We start from the raw sequence: 17347 nt of genomic DNA, 5'->3' as shown, positions 1-17347 counted from the left end.
CGAACCCGCGCTTGGCGAAGTAGAAGGAGGCCACGAGATCGGCAACGATTTCAGGAGAGCGCTCTATCGCTCGTTCCCACGCGGGCTTGCATTTTGAGCCTGTCCGCACAATTCAAAACGGCGACGGCCCCACTATTTTTGGCGCCGCTCCGCCTATGCCTGAAACTTCGGCCGCACCTCGCCGCCGCGCGAAGAACAAAGTCTCAATCCTCCATGTACGGCTCGCCATCCTCGTCGTACTTGGCTGGAGCTGCACGAGAGCGGCACCTATGTGAAGCTGCTCACCCCGGCGAGAATCTGCTCAAGTAGGAACTAAGGGAACCAAGCCCTCGTTGTCATCGGCTGGCTCGCCGCCCGAGCAGGCGGAGCGGGCCGATACTGCCTGCCCAGCCGGGCCCCAAGCCCATGTCAGATCAGAACGGCATGATTCGGCAGGTCTCATTTTACTTTTTGACCAACGAGCTTAAGATTGAGGAGTCGATTCTCGGGGATCTCAGAGAGACGAGGATGGGCACTCAGGCGATAACGCGGGCGATAATGGCCAGCCTTCTCGGCTTGCTTGTCTTCGCTTGCGCAAGCTCCGATCAAGTCGAGCGCAGTTCAACAGTCCGACAAGCTGCGCCATGGGCACGGGACCTCAATGAACCGCCCCCAAGCCGGCAGCCAGCCGAACGGGCAGATGCTATGCGCGAGAGACTGTCGCGCTAAGATCGGCCGGCTCCAGTCCTCACTACGACCGGAATGCGAGCACAGCGAGCCATAGCGGCGGGACAGGCCTTATCGCGCCGGCCGGCAGCCGCACTGGATCAAGGTTAAGAATTGAACGCTTCCTGCGATGACTCGGCAGTTCTAGCCTGAATTCTGGACCGTAATTCGACATAAATATTTGCGTCTCTCACCTACTCCGCGGCCAGATCCTGATTGAGATTAAATCCGTCGCGGTACGGGAACAGTATCCGACCGCGAATGTGGAGGCAGCATCTATGGTCCAATCGCCGAACCTGCCCGAGCTTTCGGCTCGGACGCACTAACGTCGAATAGATGGTGCGGGCTCAAAAGCGGATTGCTCAAAATGCGAGGAAATAGCCTGATCATCGGGGCGTCGGGGATAGTTGGATCTCGGATCGCAAGGCGCCTTTCTGCCGCGGGTAAAAGGCCAATCGGGCTATCTCGGGAGGACCAACGAGAAGCAGGCGTCGATTGGATCAAAGGAGATCTGCTATCTCCTCAGAGCATCACTTGGCCTGACGTTGATGTCGTGTACTGCACTGCGAGTGCGAGGCTTCTTGCTGATGCGCTGTCCATCTTGGCGCGACCGTCGCTGAAGCGCGTCATTCTTTTCACCACCACCAGCATTTCGACCAAAGTAGATTCTGCCGATCCGGAAGAGGCGGCGGATCTTACTACATATGAAAAAGCCGAACGAGATGTTATTGAAGGCTGCGGGCGTCTTGGTATCGGCTGGACAGTGTTGCGCCCAACACTGATCTACGACGAAGGCAAAGACGTAAATGTCACGCGCATTGCTAGGCTGATTTCCAAGCTTGGCTTTTTCCCACTGTGTGGGCGCGGGCGGGGCTTGCGACAGCCGGTTCATGCAGAGGATTGCGCTATTGCCGCCGTGTGCGCAGCCGCAACAGGTGCGGCCGAGAACAAGATCTATGATTTGCCCGGAGGGGACACCATTACTTATCGCGAGATGATCGGTCGCATTTTCGATGGCATCAATCGTACGCGACGCATCATTCCTATTCCGCCACTCCTATGGGTTATGGCTTTTCAGATAATGCGCAGCCGCTTCCCCGGAATCAAGCCGGAGATGGGCAAGCGGATGGCAAAGGACATGATCTTCGATCAGACACCTGCGCGATCTGATTTCGGATGGAGTCCTCGGTCGTTTAGACCGTCGTTCCCATTGCTAAATTTGAAACGCCAATGAGCCCCCCAGATTGCCGCTAGTCGACGCGCCGATGCCGAGTGCATCCGCGCCGGCGCGGCCGAGATCGGCACAGCGGCCGGCGATGAACCGGCCGAGCTCCGTCGACAGCGCCTCGATCGCAGCGTCGTTGCGCAAATTGGTGATGCGGAAGCGGTGGCAGAGATCCGCGCGCGAGGGCCTCGCGATCACTGGCATAGCTGTTGAATATCCGGCCCGAGGTTGTGCGGCGGCCGTGATAACCGTCGCCGACGCCATACTGCGAGGCGACGCAGACCTCGGCGGCCGCAGGACATGCGAAGACGAGCGCCGCGACGGCGGCGAGAGCCAGATGTGTTCACATTGAACAAAGCGATGCTGATTGATTTTGCATCCCCCCGCTCGTCGTCCTAGGCGCCGTTTCTGTACATAAAAGAAAAACCCGCCGACCTTTTGAGCCGGCGAGAGTTGACTAGGATTACGACCAGCGTTGCCGATCGCGGTCAGGTTGTACCAGCAAACGCGATCCAGCGGAACCAGCAACTCACTTTTTCAGGCAAAGACCGACAGTCGGCGAGGTCCCGCACTTCGTTCCATCACCGGCGCAGCCACTTGGGCAGAATACGGAGACTAAAGTTTCGCTGGTGTCACAGTTGACGGCACCGTCCGCCTGCACGGCTCGGATATTGACCGAGACAGGATCGCCTTTGTCCCCCTTCTCGCCATTAGGTCCTTGCGGACCTTGGGACCCTTGTGCGCCAGCAGGCCCTTGAGGACCGGGCACGCTTTGTATGCCCTGGGCTCCTTGCGGTCCGGCCGGGCCTTGTGGACCCGGTTCGCATCGGCCCGGGATCTCTTCCACATCCCGCGAGTACAAGTGCAGCGACGAGTGCTACTGTGGCGGCCGTCAGCTTCTGCATTGTTCGCTCCCTCTGACCGCAGCATTAAAAATCGGTCGTAGGGGCGCGTCGCAATAGTCAAGCCACGATGGTCCGGCGGGCGCGCCGCGAGGCCTCTGTTTGGCCGTGCCTGCTCGCTGGCCAGTGAACTCCGCCAGCCGACCGGAACTTGCTAGCAGCCTCACACACGAAAAAGCCACGGACGATGCCGGGGCTTTGACGTTTGGCGGCCTTTTGGCTTGAATTCCAAGGTAGTCGTTACCGTTCCTTAAACCTCTGGTAGCAATCTGGCCGGGATCGGCGGAACCGCGTGACAGGCCGCGATCTATCAGGGTTTGAGGTCGTCGTCGATGTTTGCCGAGACGCTGGAAGCGGTTCAATCCTCACCATCGAAGCGGATGATCTATGTCCGCTTCGTGCTCGCGGCGCTGGCGATAATGGTGCTGTTCAAGACGTTCAGGTTCGGCCGCTGGGGCGCCTGGCAAGCCCGCGAATTGTCCGATTTCGACGCCTTCTACATCGTCGCGCGGCAGGTTTGGCGCGGTGAGTTGGATCTGGTCTACCGATTCGAAACCCTGATCAAGCTCCAGCAGGCATTTACCGGTTCGACCAGTTTCATGCCCTGGACCTATCCGCCGCAGTTCGACCTCCTGGTGGCGCCATTCGCCCTGCTGCCCGCCGGCATCGCCTATCTGCTCTTCATCAGCGTGACCCTCACTGCCTACCTCCTGACGCTTCGGACTATCGCCGGCAACAGTTTCGCGCAGGTTCTGGTCGTGCTGTTTCCTGCGCTCGCGATCAATGTCGGCTGCGGACAGAACGGTTTCCTCACGGGGACCCTGATCGGTATCGCCTGCCTCAATGTCGAACGGCGTCAGATCATCGGTGGCCTCGCGCTGGGGGCAATGGTGATCAAGCCGCATCTGGCCATCGCCGCCGGCGTCTACATGCTGGCGACACGGCGCTTTGTGGCGCTCTCAACCGCCACAAGCTTCGTGCTGGCGAGCTCGCTCATCTGCACGCTGGTGTTTGGCTGGCAAATCTGGATTGCATGGCTCGGCGCCATCAGGGAATCGGCCATCTTTCTGGGGTACGGCTTTTATCCCATGTTCCGCATGATTTCGGCTTACTCAACTCTCGGCCGGGCTGGCATTCCACCCAACATCGCCTTCTGGGCGCAAGCAGCCTTCGCAAGCTTGGCACTGTTCGGAGGCGTGCTCGCTGTCTGGCTCGGCAAGGCCCGTAAGATGTCGCCCGCGTTCGCGCTCGGTGTTACCGCGATGGTCTCAGTAATGATCAGCCCTTACGCCTACGACTACGACCTGCCGATGGTCGGGATCGGTCTCGCTCTACTGTTGCCCGATCTTGCGCAGGTGGCGAGTTCGCGCGAGCGCAGCGCCGTCTATGGGTTGATCCTGCTTGCCGGCGCCTACGGCATGCTCCAGTCGGCGCGTCTTGCGGCCCAGTTCGGCTCCGGATCCGATTTGTCCGACATGAACGACAAGTTTGCCCCGGCCGTTGGAGGCGTGGCGATGATGGCGTTGCTGGCCTTGCTCCTGAGGCTGCTATGGCGCGCAACACAGCCTGCATCCGCTCTGTCGCAGGCGGCGCAGGCCGCGGAATGATTTCGCTGTTGTGCTCTTTGCGCGTTGTAATGACAGCGTCAGGCCGCGGTTATGCGAATCCTCGCAGCGGCACAATGGAACAGCACCACAATCTGGTCTCGTCCGCTCGCCACCGCCCTTCACTCCGATGGGCACCCCGCTACTCATAGAATGCCCACCGACCTATCGATGTGACGGGGGGCGCTGTCCTCGGATGCTGCCAGCATATCGAATTTATTGTAGATTTTTCTTACTACGACTTAAGGTCGCTGACTTCCGGGATAGCTACTAAGGCAGACTGACATCTGTGGTGCTTCAGAAGATCCAGGGCTGCGCCGAGGGGTGGGGTGAGGACGGACTTGATTGCGTCTCTATCCTGCAAAAGAGAGATGGCTAAAAGGCCAAGCCATTCACGCGCAAGCTGGCGCATGTGTTCGAGCGGCTCATGATCCGCTGGTAACGGCCGATAGACTTTCAAAATCAGGCTCCCATGCATGTCAGGCGGGAGCACACTTGGTCTCTCAGCCACCGGCGCCCACGGACGAAAGCCTTCTTGCAAACTACCTGAGATTGATTTAGTTCAAAAGTGAACTTTAGAAGCGTCCTTGGCGCCAAATGGGTAAGTCGCTCAAAAGGCAGAAGATATGCGCGAAAATAAACGCCCATGTGCATATCAAATGTTGTGACGCCCACGCCAATATCGGCGTAGCGTTAATTTATCATCGCAAGGCCCGTGGCAACGATCGGTGATGAGAACGCCAATTGCGCTCCCGCCCACTCCAGCAAGGGAGCAGCGCCATGCTGACGCGGCGGCGTTACAAGCAGACCAAGACTCTCGATCAGCGGCTTGCCGAGGAGGCGATACGCCTGCGCGACGAGGCGCGCGTGCTGCCGCCCGGACGCCAGCGCGAGATGCTGCTGCGCAGGGCGCGGCAGGACGAGACGGCGATGCAGATCGATGCCTGGCTTCGTTCGCCCGGCCTGAAGGCGCCGATATGATGCAGCAGTACCGCGCCTATCTCGTCGGGGAGAACGGGGTGTTTCAGTCCGCCGAGGCTTTCGAGGCGCAGTCCGATGCGTCCGCGCTTAAGTTCGCGCAGCGTTTCACGCGCCGCGGCGACGTCGACGTCTGGCAACTCGGCCGCAGGGTCGGCCTGCTGAAAAGGTCCCCCGCAGTCTCGCCCGAAGACGCGGGCCCGGGCAACCGGCCACCTCACTCATCCGCAAGCTTCCGCTCGATGTAGGCATCCACCGTTTCGGCAAAGGAGCGCTGCACGCCGACCGCAGCAATATGCAGGTCGAGCGCATCGCGCTGCAGCACGCGCAGGCCGCGCCCGCGGGCGCTGACCGGCGCCGTATTCAGATATTGGTCGATGGCGCCCTTGGCTTGCGGGATCGCCTTCGGATCGCCCCTTGCGATCAGAAGACGCAAGAGGCTCTGGCATTCGGCCAAGCCCGGCATGGGTTCGCCCTCAGCCTTGCCGCGACTTCGGCTTCGGCCGCTTGACCGGCTGGGTGTGGGTGCCGAACAGCATCAGCAGAAACGCGACTTCTTCCTTCGAACCGACCTGGATCATGATGATCTCCTTTTCGCCTCGTTGGTCGAGGCCAGCGAGCAAGGCGTTCAGGACAATCGGGTTTCAGGATTGTTTCAGGACTGTTTCGTCGTCCGCTCACGGGCTCTCGCGGACATGGTAGAGTGTGCTGCGGTCGGCCTTAAATCACGAGCCGAAATCAGCACGATTGAAGGTCGCCAACTACGCGGCCTCTAATTTAGTTTGCGAGCTTGCGATTGTCGGCGACCCTGTCTTCGTTTGCGGCGAGCAGATCGTAATCGTCTGCGAGCCTAAGATAGACCCCGCGCAGCTCCTCATCCGGTGTACATGACGCCATCGTTCGGTACTCTTCGGCTACGTGCCGATGCCGCGCGGCTTCCGCCATGTAATCCGTGTTCATCGCAAGCTCCTTGGGCCCCGACCGTCGATCCCGGCGCGAAAGGGATCATTGCGATAGATCAACGACTTCAAGACAAATCAGTAACCGGCGCCCATAGGAATACGGCCGACCAAATCGTTGGACTGTCGGACACTGCGAAAAGCTGGCAGCGCCTTTCGGGGCCGCAAAGGGCGACATTACGAGGGGCATTCGACCGATTCTGCCATGCTGCTCCTATTTTGCCCGACGGTGCAGACTTTAATCAAATCCAGCAATTCGGATTCGGCTGACTGAAATCTGTTCGCGTCAAGCTGAGACACGTCGCCCGGTCGGCGAGGATCGAAACGCTTCGGAGAGACCGTCGATGTATTACGTCGCCGCTGCATTGCTGGGGCTGTCGGGACTGTTCTACTCCGCGGGCCATCACGAGCTCGGCCAGTTCGGCGCCGACGTGTGCCGTTATGGCGGCCCGTTCTGCGACAACCCGGTGGTCGTCTTCACCGGCGCGGCGCTGGCTGCCGCCTGGGGCATGTTCGTCAGCGTCAAGTAGAGGACCGCGTCTCGGGCTCGCGCCCGTTGGTCACCGCCAGCTCCTTGCGGACGGCGGCGGCGGAATTGCCGACCTTGTCGACGGCTCTTTGCAGCTCCTCCTTCGATACGCCCAGCGCGTGGGTCCAGTACTTGACCTCGAAGGCCTCGTGCATGTTGATCTTGCTGCGGTCCGGCTGCGCGCGCTTCGTCAGGTTGTCCATGCGGCTGATCCTCCTCGCCGCTGGGAAAACGCGGCAACGGAGCTGCCGTTCCTGAGGGGGGCTGGTCCGCTAAGCCGTCGCCCCCGCAGCAGGCCGCGCCTCACACACTCAGCCAGAGCATGGAGGCGAGCACTGCAGAGAACAGAAACAGCGAGATGATGGCGACTCTAAAAATCAGGTCGGCTGCCAAGTGCGTCCCCTTTCACGTCCGACGTCCACGCCCGCACGGCGTACGGTCGAGATCCCCGTCTTGGCTCCCGGAAAGCCGGACTGAGGCATGACATCTCGCAGCGCCGCGTAGGGAACGGGCCGCGAAGTGGCAGCGCAACGGGGGAGTCGTGGTTTGGTTCCTATTTCGGAATGCAACCCGGGTAGGTTAACAGCGCAATGCGCCGGCTCCGCGCCGGCCAACTTAACATTTGTTGGGTTCCCTGAACTTGGAAACGCGTCGTCCACCAATGTTGCGAAGCGCGCGGCGGTTCAATTCAAACCTTTCTTGTCAGCAGCAAGCTCCAGGAGCTGGCGCAGTTCGACGAGCGCTATCTGCATCTGTTGCCATCGTCCTGAGCGGGCGCGAGCGATCGCGTAGGGCGCGAACTTCCAAGGGGAGAGCTTGGCAAAGAGCGGCGGCCGGCGCCGCCCGACTGCTCTTGCGATGATGCACCTATACAGGTGTTTTGCCCGACGGGTCAAATCAGATTTCGCTAAATCGGAATCGCCCCGTCGACCTCCGCTTCTCCCTGGTCCTGGAACCATTGTTCCGTCGCGGCATTTCTTCCGGACTTTCCCGTTCGCAATCGGCATTGCCCGGAAAGACCGAGACTCTTCATGAGCGACAGCGCCCTCGCCCCGACGAAATCCATGTCGACGCTGCTGAAAAGACTGGGGCCGGGTCTCATCACCGGGGCGGCCGACGACGATCCTTCCGGCATCGCCACCTATTCGCAAGCCGGCGCGCAATTCGGCTACGGGCTGTTGTGGACGGTGTTTCTGACTACGCCGCTCATGATCGCCATTCAGCTCGTCAGCGCGCAGATCGGCCGGGTGACCGGAAAGGGGCTGGCCGCCAACGTGATGCGGGTCGCGCCGCGCTGGGCGGTGCTGGCGCTCGTTTTCATGCTCGTCGCCGCAAACACCTTCAACATCGCCGCCGACATCGCCGCGATGGCCGAGGCGCTCTCCCTCGTCATCGGCGGCCTCAACCACGAGCACGCCCTGATCTTCGCGGCCGGCTCGACCCTGCTTCAGGTGTTCGTGCCCTATCGCCGCTATTCACCCGTGCTGAAGTTTCTCACCTTGGCGTTGTTCGCCTATGTCGCGACCGCCTTCACCGTGAATATCCCGTGGAGCACGGCGCTGCTCGCCGCGGTGTGGCCGGAGCCGAATGTCAGTGCCGGTTATTTCATGATGGTGGTGGCCGTGCTCGGCACCACCATCAGCCCCTATCTGTTCTTCTGGCAGGCCTCGCAGGAGGTCGAGGAGATGAACCAGGGCAAGCGCGACAAGCCGCTTCGCGAACTGAAGCACGGCGGCAGTCCGGAGCTCGCGCGCATCAGGGCCGATACTATCGCCGGGATGCTGCTCTCCAACGGCATCGCCTTCTTCATCATCCTCACCACCGCGTCGGTGCTGCACGCCAACGGCGTCACCAACGTCAATTCCGCGACCGACGCCGCCGAGGCGCTGCGGCCGCTCGCCGGCGATTTCACCTTTGCCCTGTTCGCGCTCGGCATCATCGGCACGGGCCTGCTCGCGATCCCGGTGCTGGCGGGCTCGGCTGCTTACGGCGTTGCGGAGATTTTCCGCTGGCACGCCACGCTCGAGGCGAAGCCCGACGAGGCGATCGGCTTCTACACCATCATCGCGACCGCAACCGCGATAGGCTTCGGGCTAGGATTCACCGGCATCGATTCCATGCACATGCTGGTCTGGAGCGCCGTGCTCAACGGCATCGTCGCCGTGCCGATCATGGCGATGATGATGCTCATCGTCTCGAACCGCACGATCATGGGCCGTTTCAGGGCCCGGTCGTGGCTGATCGCGCTTGGCTGGCTCGGCACCGCGGTGATGGCGCTGGCCGTCCTCGCGCTGCTCGCCTCGTCAGCGATCGGCTGACCAGCCTTCCGGAAGTGCCACCGTCTACAGGCTTCCCGGCCGAGGTAAGGCGCCCCCGGCGCGCTGCAGCGGGCTTCACGCCGGCCCGTTGTTGGCCTAACAGTTGCAACCAGGGTGCGGCTCTTTCGACCTCGCCACAATAAGAATAAAGCCCGACCGGGCAACAGGGAGCGACATGACCAAATCGTCAAAAGCAACAAGCCTCGAAATCCTCGCCTGCGATGCCGGCTGGAGAAACTACCACTTCGTCAAGCTGACGACTGAAGACGGCATCGTCGGCTGGAGCGAGTTCGACGAGGGCTTTGGCTCTCCCGGCGTCGGCGCCGCGATCCATCGGCTTTCCGCCCGCGTCATCGGGCAGAATGTCTTCCAGCACGAGCGCATCTATGCCGAGCTGTTCGCCGCGACCCGCCCCGCTGCAGGCGGCGTGGTGGCGCAGGCTCTCGGAGCGATCGAGAACGCGCTGCTCGACGCCAAGGCGAAGTGTCTCGGCGTGCCCTGCTACGAGCTGCTCGGCGGCAGGATCCGAGATCGCGTTCGAGTCTACTGGTCGCATTGCGCCACGTGGCGGATCAATCATCCCTCCTGGTACAAGCCGCCGATCGAAAGCCTCGATGGCGTCAAGGCGATGGGCCGCGAGGTGCGCGAGAAGAAGTTCACCGCGCTCAAGACCAACATCTTCTCCTACGACGACGGCAAGCCGACCGGCTGGCGTCCCGGCTTCGGCTCACCCTTTGCGCCGGAAATCAACGTCGACAGGAAAATTCTACGAGACCTGCGCATGCATATCGAGGCGATCCGCGACGGCGCGGGGCCTGACGTCGACATCCTGCTCGACTGCAACTTCAACGCCAAGACCGAGGGCTACCTGAAGATCCTGCGCGCCATCGCGGACCTCGACATGTTCTGGATCGAGATCGACAGTTTCAATCCGGAAGCGCTCGGCTATATCCGCAGGCAAAGCCCGCATCCGATCTCGTCCTGCGAGACGCTGCTGGGCTTGCATGAATTCCTGCCCTATTTCCACGAGCAGGCGATGGATGTCGCGATCATCGACACGCCCTGGAACGGCGTCTGGCAATCGATGAAGATCGCTGCGGCGGCCGAAGCGTTCGAAGTCAATGTCGCCCCGCACAATTTCTACGGCCATCTCTGCTCGATGATGAACGCGCATTTCTGCGCCGCCGTTCCGAACCTGCGCATCATGGAGATCGACATCGATCGCCTGTCGTGGGACCGCGAGTTGTTCACGCACGAGCCAGAGATCCAGAACGGCCATCTCGTCGTCCCGGACCGGCCCGGCTGGGGCACCGAGCCGAATGAGGAAGCATTGCGCGCGCACCCGCCGAGAACGAGCGGCGGGCTCCTCAACTACGGTCGCAAGAGCTGACGCGGATTACGGCGTCACGGGATTGATGGTCGGGGACGTCTTCGGCCCCGGCCGCGCCGGCTCGATCGGCGACTTTGGTTCGGTCGGAAGCACTGCAGCGCCCGCGGCGCGTGCAGCTTCCCCCGTCGTCGCATACATCGCGACATGGGCCGGCTGGGTCTTGGCGCGGCTCCACGGTCCGTGGTCGACGATCAGCATGGCTGCAATCGTCAAACCAGCCACGATCAGCGCGATTACGCCGGGATGACGGAGCGCCGTGGAGATGGAGTTCGCGAAACGATCAGTCGTCATCGAGGGATCCGCTATTTTCCTATCGCAGGTTAATTCAATTGCGCCCCTCGGAGTTCCCCGCTTGACTTAAGCAAGTTCCGCGCCAAACCTTCGGAACTTACTCCGTTCATCGTTTCACATCTGGACGAGCATCGCCGACGAAGCTGTCGCGATTCGGCATCTTCACGGCGGCCAGGGATTTCGCGTCGAGCGTCGCATTTTCTCCCACCAGCCCGTTCAGGTTCAGGATGAAAGCCGACACCGCATAGACGTCCTCATCGCTTAGCGATTGCGGCGCGTTCTGCGGCATGGCGCGACGGATGTAGTCGAACAATGTCGGCGCATAGGGCCAATAACTGCCGACGGTACGGATCGGTTTGGGCGTTCCGATCGTGCCTTGTCCGCCGGCGAGCCGGTCGCCCAAACCACCCTCGCCCTTCTCGCCGTGGCACGAGGCACATAGCTGGGCGAACACCTTCCGTCCGTGGCTGACCGAACCGCTTCCCTCAGGAAGATTGCTGCCGTCGCGTCCGATATCGATATTCCAGCCCGCAATCTCGGTGGCTGTCGCCGGTCGCCCGATGCCGTACAGGCTCTGCGCCTGCACTCCGCTCGAAAAGGCACACAGCACGATGGCGAAGCCGACCCCGCAAGTCTCACGCAAGCGCATTGGTCACCTCGCCGTCAGCCGCGACGCGCCAGGGCCAGATCGCGTTGTTGTGGTAGAAATAGTTTTCTCCGCGAACCGCGAGCAACTCGGCCAGCGTTGGCTGCACATAACCTGTCTCGTCGATGGCTCGGCTCTGGATCACGGCGGGCTTGCCGTCCCATCGCCACGGCAGGCGGAAGCGCGTCAGGGCACGCGTCAGCACCGGCTCCTGCAACCGAGCCTCCTGCCAGCTTTTTCCATCGTCAACGGACACTTCGACGCGCGCGATCCTCCCATGCCCGCTCCAGGCGATGCCCGTGATCTCATGAAAGCCCGGTGCGCTCAGGCGCTGACCGCCGGAGGGGCGCGTGATGATCGACTTCGCCTCCATGTAGAAGGAGAATTCTCGCGCCGTGCCGTCGGGCAGGAGGTCGGTGTATTTCGACGTTTCCTCGCGTGAATAAACCGGCTCCGCGGTCACATGCAGGCGACGCAGCCATTTCACGCTCATGTTGCCTTCGAATCCCGGCAGGAGAAGCCGCAGTGGATAGCCTTGTTGCGGACGCAGCCGCTCACCGTTCTGGCTGTAGACCAGCATCGCATCCTCGAGGCATTTCTCGATCGGAATGCTTCGCGTCAGCGCAGCCGCGTCGGCTCCTTCCGCGACCACCCATTTGGCTTCGGGCTTCAGCCCGGCCTCCTGAAGCACCAGCTTCAGGCTCACGCCGGTCCATTCGGCACAACTCACAAGACCAACGAGGTCGGATGCCGTCTTGCCATAGGGCTTGGTGTAACCGGGATTGCCGGAGCATTCGAGAAAGTGAATGCGCGACTCCGACGGGAAGCGCCGTAGATCTTCCATCGTGAAGATCAAGGGACGTTCGACCAGCCCATGCAGCATCAGCCGGTGCTGCGCGGGATCGATGGTCGGAACACCGCCATGATGTCGCTCGTAGAACACCCCGTTCGGCGTGATGATGCCGTCGAGCTCCTGCAAGGGCGTCCGGCTCGACGCGGAGATGTACTGCTTGAGGGACTTCGAGATGTTCCTGACGACGCCCTTCTCGAACGGCGACGGCGTGCCATAGGGCTGGCCTCCGGTCGGCTCGCCCGGCACCTTCATCCATTCAGGAACGTTGGGTGGAAGGTTGTCCGCCTCCGCGGCAACGGAAGCGCCCGCGCCGAGAACCGCGCCTCCCGCTACTGCGGTGCCGGCGGTCAGGAATCGACGGCGTGTTGTCACGGAATCATTGTCGGGATCTGTCGTGCGGCTCATTGCGGCCCCTCGGCTGGCGCTGAGCCCGCATCAAACAGTCCGACGGCTGCATTTGCAATTCGCAGCCGTTTCAAAAGCAGGCGATTTCGATCAGGGCTGATCTAAATCGGATGCCTGCGGGAGCAGTTCCTTTCCTCGCAGCGCACAAACACTGCCCGCCCGATTCACTCGCCCGGAGCGATCGCGTTGCTCGGCGTAGGCCGATCGGTGATCTGCTGCCCGAACAGGCTGCCGATCAGCTCGACCGCAGTGCGCGCGGTCCGGCCACGTTCGTCGAGGAAAGGATTGAGCTCGACGATGTCGACCGATCCCACCACGCCGGAATCGTGCAACAGCTCCATGATCAGATGTGCCTCACGATAGGTCGCCCCGCCCGGCACCGTGGTCCCGACGCCCGGCGCTACGCAGGGGTCGAGGAAGTCGACATCGAAACTGACATGCAGCACGCCGTTGCATGCCTTGACGCGCTCGATGACGCGCCGGGTCAGCACGGCGACACCGAATTCATCGATCTGGCGCATGTCGACAACCCTGATCCGGCGCGAACGCATTAGTTCCTTTTCGAGCTTGTCGATCGAACGCGCGCCGAACAGGTCGAGTCTGTCAGGCTCGATCGACGCGCGTGGGTCATCGCCGAGCAGGCCGTCGAGGCCTGGCTCGCCACACAGAAACGCCGCCGACATGCCGTGCATGTTCGCGGTGATCGTCGTCTCCGGCGTATTGTAGTCGGCATGCGCGTCCAGCCAGAGCACGAACAGCTCACGTTCGCGCTCCTGCCAGTGGCGCGCCATCGCATTGACCGAGCCCATCGACAGCGTGTGATCGCCGCCGAGGAAGATCGGCAGCGCACCGGTTTTCGCGATGTCATAGCCTCTGCGGCTCAGTACGCGCGTCCAGCGCTGGATTTCGCGGTAGTGGTTGGCTTTTTCAGGCGGTCTGTCGGTGAGATCCCCGACCTCGGCCACGGAGAGATCGCCGTAATCGACGACTTCAAGATCCAGGCTCTCGAGCAGTGTCGCAAGGCCCGCGGTGCGCAGCGCAGCGGGGCCCATCAGGGTGCCACGCTGCGAAGCTCCCATGTCAATGGGAGCACCTAGCAAGGCGATGCGCCGGGCTCGATCCGTCATGGTCCGATCGGTCACGGCGGTCTCCTGTGATCAGCGAGGCTGCCGTCAGCCTAACAGAGATTCGCATCCGTCGTTTCACGGGGATCGCCCCGGCCTCCCGGCCGGAACAAAATCCCGCGCGCCGAATTGCCCATTCAAGGCCGGTACCCGCCGTCAATTACGGCGCCTGTCGCGGATAGCCAAAGGTCGTCAGACCCGCTGTTCAAACGAGCGCTCGCGCGGATAGCCAAAGGTGCCGGCCTCCGCAGCTTCGTCCGGTTTGGAGGCCGCAATCTTGAGCACGGAGATACCGCAGCCCAATCCCCAGCCCGGCGTGGCCGAGCGCGCCATCGATGCCGCGACCGACGTATCCCGTACGATCGGCGAGGTCGCGGGCGGCCTGCACGCAGCCGTCGACCGCCTCACCCTGGCGATCGAGGAGGCACGTAGGCCCGGCCGGCCGCTCGCGACCGTCGCCGCCATCACGCGTGAAGCGCCTTTGGCCAGCCTCTTTGTGGCCTTCCTGTTCGGCGTGGCGGTGGCGCGCCGGCGTTAGCGAGCTTACCGGATATGCGCCGACTAGAGCATGATCCGGAAAAGTGCGAAGCGGTTTTCCGGAAAGATCATGCGTAAACAACAACCTAAAGCGCGATGACGCTTCATCCAAATCTCATCGCGCTTTAGGCGGCGCTGATCGCAACCTGCTCGGTCGCCAGGAACTGCCGATCAAATGCTTCCGCCGGCATCGGGCGGCCGAAGAAATACCCCTGTCCTTCCTCGCACCCCATGTTGACGAGGAAATCGGCCGTGGCGCGGTTCTCGATGCCTTCGGCCACGACCGTGAGCCCGAGCTGCTTGCTGAGGCCGATGGTCGAGCCGACGATCGCGGCGTCGTCGGAATCGGTCAGCAGATCGAGCACGAACGAGCGGTCGATCTTGAGCCCGTCGAGCGGAAACTTCTTCAGGTAGCTCAGGCTCGCGTAACCGGTGCCGAAATCGTCGAACAGCACGCGGACACCGAGCTTCTGGATCCGCTTGAACATGTCGAGCACGCGGCCTTCGTCATGCAGCAGGATATCTTCGGTGACCTCGAGCTCGAGCAGCGAGGGTGTCAATCCCGTCGCCTCGAGCAATGCCGCAACCGAATGTGCGAGATCGCCGGAGTCGAGCTGAGAGGGCGAGAGATTGATCGCAACACGTACGCTGTTGCCGGACAGTTCCCACGCACGCGCCTGCCGACAGGCGGTTTCCATCACCCAGTTCGCGATCCGATCGGACAGGGCCGAGGTATTGACCACCGGCATAAACTCGCCGGGCGAGACGTAGCCGCGCACGGGATGGCGCCAACGGATGAGCGCTTCGGCCCCGACCAGGCTGCCGTCGACCAGGCGGACCTGGGGCTGGTAGAACAGTTCGAACTCGCCGCGATCCGTGGCAAGCGCCAATTCGCTCTCCAGCGTCAGCCGGTTCTCCAGCTCCTGCCTGATTGCGCTCTCGAAGATCACATGGCTGCCGCGCCGCGTCGCCTTCGCACGGCTCAGCGCCAGGTGGCCGTTGCCCAGGAGGTCGTCCGCGGTGTGTCCACCGTCGGGATAGATAGCAACGCCGATGCTGATCCGAACGCGATGCTGTCGTGTGCCCGTTGCAAGCGGCGCTTCGAACGCGCGTGCGATCCGACCGGCGAATTCCGCAATCGGCTCGCCGGCTTCCGCACCGTCGAGCGCGATGGCGAATTCGTCACCGCTGAGCCGGGCAATGATCGCTTTGCCATTGACTTTGGTACGAAGTCGCTCGGCAACGGCCCGCAGCACGAGGTCGCCGGCCGAATGTCCGAGCATGTCGTTGATCTGCTGGAAGCCGTCGAGCCCGAGCACGAGCAGCGCGACGTCGGAAGACCGCCGCTCCGCCGCGGTGATCAGACCGGTGAGGCCTGCGTGCAGCATGTTGCGATTGGCAAGACCCGTCAGCGCATCATGTTCGGCCAGATACCTGACGCGTTCGGCCTCGCGCTTGCGCACCGAGATGTCGCGCAGGATCGCGCCGTATTGGAAACCGTCTGTTCCCTGCCAGCCGGAGAAGCTCGCCTCGACCGGGAAGGTCTCACCATTCTTGCGTCGACCTTCGAACTCGACGACAACCGCCCCGCCGGGGACCAGCAGCGCCTGGCGAGCGGCATCGCTCATGGACGGCCTCGCGCCGCCGTCCGCCGCGACAGCACAAAGCGTTTCGAACGGGCGGCCGATGATTTCGGCCGGCATGTAGCCGAAGATCGCGCTCGCGCCGGGATTCCAGACCGTGATCCGGTGGTCGGCATCAGTGCAGACGAGACCATCGCCGAGCGACATCGCGATACGATGAAAGCGGCTTTCCGCGATGCGCCCCAACAGGCTGCGGAAATCGATCTCGTCGAGCGCAATCGCAGTCAGGTAAGCGATGATCGCGATGTGGAACAGCGATGTGTCGATGACGAGGGGCCATCTTGCCTGCACGAAGGCCGCGATCAGTTCGACAGCCGCCCCGGCTGCGATGAGGATTGTGACGCGCAATCCCGGCGCCAAGCGGCGCCACGAATACATCATCAGCAGGCCGATCCCACCCAGACCCAGGATCATGCCGACGTCGGACGTCCAGCGCAGCATCCGGTTCTGGAGGATCGATTCCGTCGCCAGCGCCTGGAGGACCGGCCCTGAGACGATGCCGCCATTTGGTACGCTGAACCGGTCGCCGAGCTCGAGCGCCGTGGCGCCGACGATGATCTTCTTGTCTCTCAGCTTGTCGAGAGTTGCAGTATCGCCGCGGATCACGTCGACATAGGAGACGCGCGGAATGGAGGCCGCCTGAATACTGAAGTCGATCAGGAAAGGTGGCCGCCGGCTGGCGTCCTGCCCGGCCAACACGACGGCCATGGACGGCATCAAGGCATCGCCGAATTTCTCACCGAACGGATAACGACGGACCAGCCCGTCGGATTCGACCGTAACATTGACGAGGGCCGGCCACGACTGGTTGCCGAACGGCTTTAAGGGGCGATTGAGGTGAACCGCCCCACCATTTGCCGTCGATTGCCTGAAGGACGGCAGGATCGTCGAGCCGCCGACGTCCCGAAGCGCCTTGACGAAGGCCTCGTCGGAGACCGGATCCGACGGCGTGCTGAAATCGACGTCGAAGGCGACGTCCTGCGCACCGGCCGCCTCGAGCCTGTGCAACAGTTCGGCGTGGAGCCGGCGCGGCCAGGGCCACACCCCGATTTGGTCGATCGAGGGCGCGTCGATTGCGACCACGACGACATTGCCGCTGGCCGCACGCGATTGCCAGGCGAACCGTACATCGGTGAGCGCATTGCGAAGCGCACCATGCCACCCCGTGGACAGCACGACCGCCAGCGCGATCACGACAAGGATATGCGGCCGATAACGTTTCACTTTGCTCCCCTGCA

Annotated in this window: 17 protein-coding genes; 8 read left to right on the top strand and 9 right to left on the bottom strand. The window is 62.3% G+C overall.

What is annotated here, in order from left to right; all coding sequences use genetic code 11:
* The first annotated feature begins 1072 nt into the window (after positions 1 to 1072).
* Positions 1073 to 1939, top strand: coding sequence for an SDR family oxidoreductase (locus GGD63_RS04740; RefSeq protein WP_183239747.1), 867 nt, complete (start codon positions 1073 to 1075; stop codon positions 1937 to 1939).
* Here GGD63_RS04740 and GGD63_RS04735 read toward each other — a convergent pair.
* Positions 1919 to 2134, bottom strand: coding sequence for a hypothetical protein (locus GGD63_RS04735; protein WP_183239746.1), 216 nt, complete (start codon positions 2132 to 2134; stop codon positions 1919 to 1921). The two genes, GGD63_RS04740 and GGD63_RS04735, sit on opposite strands and share 21 nt — an antisense overlap.
* Before the next feature lie 1117 nt (positions 2135 to 3251).
* Between GGD63_RS04735 and GGD63_RS04725 the strand changes: the two genes are divergently transcribed.
* From GGD63_RS04725 to GGD63_RS04715, 3 genes are all read left to right on the top strand, one after another.
* The gene (locus tag GGD63_RS04725; protein ID WP_246785361.1) at positions 3252 to 4439 is read left to right on the top strand and encodes a glycosyltransferase family 87 protein; all 1188 of its coding nucleotides are present in this window, start codon (positions 3252 to 3254) and stop codon (positions 4437 to 4439) included.
* Positions 4440 to 5216: 777 nt separating this feature from the next.
* Positions 5217 to 5417, top strand: coding sequence for a hypothetical protein (locus GGD63_RS04720; protein WP_183239744.1), 201 nt, complete (start codon positions 5217 to 5219; stop codon positions 5415 to 5417).
* Positions 5414 to 5662, top strand: coding sequence for a hypothetical protein (locus GGD63_RS04715; protein WP_183240800.1), 249 nt, complete (start codon positions 5414 to 5416; stop codon positions 5660 to 5662). Before GGD63_RS04720 ends, GGD63_RS04715 begins: the two co-directional genes overlap by 4 nt.
* Here the strand turns inward: GGD63_RS04715 and GGD63_RS04710 are convergent.
* A complete protein-coding gene (locus GGD63_RS04710) occupies positions 5632 to 5880 on the bottom strand; it encodes a hypothetical protein (protein ID WP_183239743.1) in 249 nt (82 codons plus the stop codon). The two genes, GGD63_RS04715 and GGD63_RS04710, sit on opposite strands and share 31 nt — an antisense overlap.
* Positions 5881 to 6191: 311 nt before the next feature.
* Positions 6192 to 6374 carry a hypothetical protein gene (locus tag GGD63_RS04705; protein ID WP_183240798.1) on the bottom strand — a complete coding sequence of 61 codons (183 nt, stop codon included), beginning with the start codon at positions 6372 to 6374 and terminating at the stop codon, positions 6192 to 6194.
* A gap of 343 nt (positions 6375 to 6717) precedes the next feature.
* On the opposite strand from GGD63_RS04705, the gene GGD63_RS04700 reads away from it, so the two are divergent.
* The gene (locus GGD63_RS04700) at positions 6718 to 6903 is read left to right on the top strand and encodes a hypothetical protein (protein ID WP_183239742.1); all 186 of its coding nucleotides are present in this window, start codon (positions 6718 to 6720) and stop codon (positions 6901 to 6903) included.
* On the opposite strand, the gene GGD63_RS04695 is transcribed toward GGD63_RS04700, so the two are convergent.
* Entirely contained in the window at positions 6896 to 7105 is a 210-nt protein-coding gene (locus GGD63_RS04695) for a DUF3606 domain-containing protein (protein WP_183239741.1), read from the bottom strand. The two genes, GGD63_RS04700 and GGD63_RS04695, sit on opposite strands and share 8 nt — an antisense overlap.
* Positions 7106 to 7933: 828 nt before the next feature.
* Between GGD63_RS04695 and GGD63_RS04690 the strand changes: the two genes are divergently transcribed.
* Together GGD63_RS04690 and GGD63_RS04685 are read left to right on the top strand one after the other, a co-directional pair.
* The gene (locus GGD63_RS04690; RefSeq protein WP_183239740.1) at positions 7934 to 9220 is read left to right on the top strand and encodes an NRAMP family divalent metal transporter; all 1287 of its coding nucleotides are present in this window, start codon (positions 7934 to 7936) and stop codon (positions 9218 to 9220) included.
* A 175-nt stretch (positions 9221 to 9395) separates the two neighbouring features.
* On the top strand, positions 9396 to 10610 hold the full coding sequence (locus GGD63_RS04685; protein WP_183239739.1) for a mandelate racemase/muconate lactonizing enzyme family protein: 1215 nt from the start codon (positions 9396 to 9398) through the stop codon (positions 10608 to 10610).
* Positions 10611 to 10616: 6 nt separating this feature from the next.
* Here GGD63_RS04685 and GGD63_RS04680 read toward each other — a convergent pair whose 3' ends face one another.
* The 4 genes from GGD63_RS04680 to rocF all read right to left on the bottom strand — a co-directional run bounded on the left by GGD63_RS04680 (position 10617) and on the right by rocF (position 13947).
* Positions 10617 to 10901: a hypothetical protein gene (locus GGD63_RS04680; protein WP_183239738.1), complete on the bottom strand. Its 285-nt coding sequence runs from the start codon at positions 10899 to 10901 to the stop codon at positions 10617 to 10619.
* Between the two features lie 106 nt (positions 10902 to 11007).
* A complete protein-coding gene (locus GGD63_RS04675; protein WP_183239737.1) occupies positions 11008 to 11550 on the bottom strand; it encodes a c-type cytochrome in 543 nt (180 codons plus the stop codon).
* Positions 11537 to 12805 carry a sulfite dehydrogenase gene (gene soxC, locus GGD63_RS04670; RefSeq protein WP_183239736.1) on the bottom strand — a complete coding sequence of 423 codons (1269 nt, stop codon included), beginning with the start codon at positions 12803 to 12805 and terminating at the stop codon, positions 11537 to 11539. Before soxC ends, GGD63_RS04675 begins: the two co-directional genes overlap by 14 nt.
* A gap of 164 nt (positions 12806 to 12969) precedes the next feature.
* Positions 12970 to 13947 carry an arginase gene (gene rocF / locus GGD63_RS04665; protein ID WP_183239735.1) on the bottom strand — a complete coding sequence of 326 codons (978 nt, stop codon included), beginning with the start codon at positions 13945 to 13947 and terminating at the stop codon, positions 12970 to 12972.
* Positions 13948 to 14206: 259 nt separating this feature from the next.
* On the opposite strand from rocF, the gene GGD63_RS04660 reads away from it, so the two are divergent.
* Positions 14207 to 14467 (top strand): hypothetical protein, encoded by a 261-nt coding sequence (locus GGD63_RS04660; protein ID WP_183239734.1) that lies wholly within the window; start codon positions 14207 to 14209, stop codon positions 14465 to 14467.
* A 124-nt stretch (positions 14468 to 14591) separates the two neighbouring features.
* Here GGD63_RS04660 and GGD63_RS04655 read toward each other — a convergent pair whose 3' ends face one another.
* Positions 14592 to 17333: an EAL domain-containing protein gene (locus tag GGD63_RS04655; protein ID WP_183239733.1), complete on the bottom strand. Its 2742-nt coding sequence runs from the start codon at positions 17331 to 17333 to the stop codon at positions 14592 to 14594.
* Positions 17334 to 17347: the final 14 nt, after the last annotated feature.

Origin of the sequence: Bradyrhizobium sp. cir1, assembly GCF_014198245.1 — a bacterium.
Taxonomy (GTDB): domain Bacteria; phylum Pseudomonadota; class Alphaproteobacteria; order Rhizobiales; family Xanthobacteraceae; genus Bradyrhizobium.
The sequence above is the reverse complement of the archived record's forward strand: the minus strand, read 5'-3'. Positions and strand labels throughout refer to the sequence as shown.

Excerpts from the sequence above, each read along its gene's own strand:
- GGD63_RS04740 (WP_183239747.1), top strand. The coding sequence starts at position 1,073 with ATGCGAGGAAATAGCCTGATCATCGGGGCGTCGGGGATAGTTGGATCT.
- GGD63_RS04735 (WP_183239746.1), bottom strand. The coding sequence starts at position 2,134 with ATGCCAGTGATCGCGAGGCCCTCGCGCGCGGATCTCTGCCACCGCTTC.
- GGD63_RS04725 (WP_246785361.1), top strand. The coding sequence starts at position 3,252 with ATGGTGCTGTTCAAGACGTTCAGGTTCGGCCGCTGGGGCGCCTGGCAA.
- GGD63_RS04720 (WP_183239744.1), top strand. The coding sequence starts at position 5,217 with ATGCTGACGCGGCGGCGTTACAAGCAGACCAAGACTCTCGATCAGCGG.
- GGD63_RS04715 (WP_183240800.1), top strand. The coding sequence starts at position 5,414 with ATGATGCAGCAGTACCGCGCCTATCTCGTCGGGGAGAACGGGGTGTTT.
- GGD63_RS04710 (WP_183239743.1), bottom strand. The coding sequence starts at position 5,880 with ATGCCGGGCTTGGCCGAATGCCAGAGCCTCTTGCGTCTTCTGATCGCA.
- GGD63_RS04705 (WP_183240798.1), bottom strand. The coding sequence starts at position 6,374 with ATGAACACGGATTACATGGCGGAAGCCGCGCGGCATCGGCACGTAGCC.
- GGD63_RS04700 (WP_183239742.1), top strand. The coding sequence starts at position 6,718 with ATGTATTACGTCGCCGCTGCATTGCTGGGGCTGTCGGGACTGTTCTAC.
- GGD63_RS04695 (WP_183239741.1), bottom strand. The coding sequence starts at position 7,105 with ATGGACAACCTGACGAAGCGCGCGCAGCCGGACCGCAGCAAGATCAAC.
- GGD63_RS04690 (WP_183239740.1), top strand. The coding sequence starts at position 7,934 with ATGAGCGACAGCGCCCTCGCCCCGACGAAATCCATGTCGACGCTGCTG.
- GGD63_RS04685 (WP_183239739.1), top strand. The coding sequence starts at position 9,396 with ATGACCAAATCGTCAAAAGCAACAAGCCTCGAAATCCTCGCCTGCGAT.
- GGD63_RS04680 (WP_183239738.1), bottom strand. The coding sequence starts at position 10,901 with ATGACGACTGATCGTTTCGCGAACTCCATCTCCACGGCGCTCCGTCAT.
- GGD63_RS04675 (WP_183239737.1), bottom strand. The coding sequence starts at position 11,550 with ATGCGCTTGCGTGAGACTTGCGGGGTCGGCTTCGCCATCGTGCTGTGT.
- soxC (WP_183239736.1), bottom strand. The coding sequence starts at position 12,805 with ATGAGCCGCACGACAGATCCCGACAATGATTCCGTGACAACACGCCGT.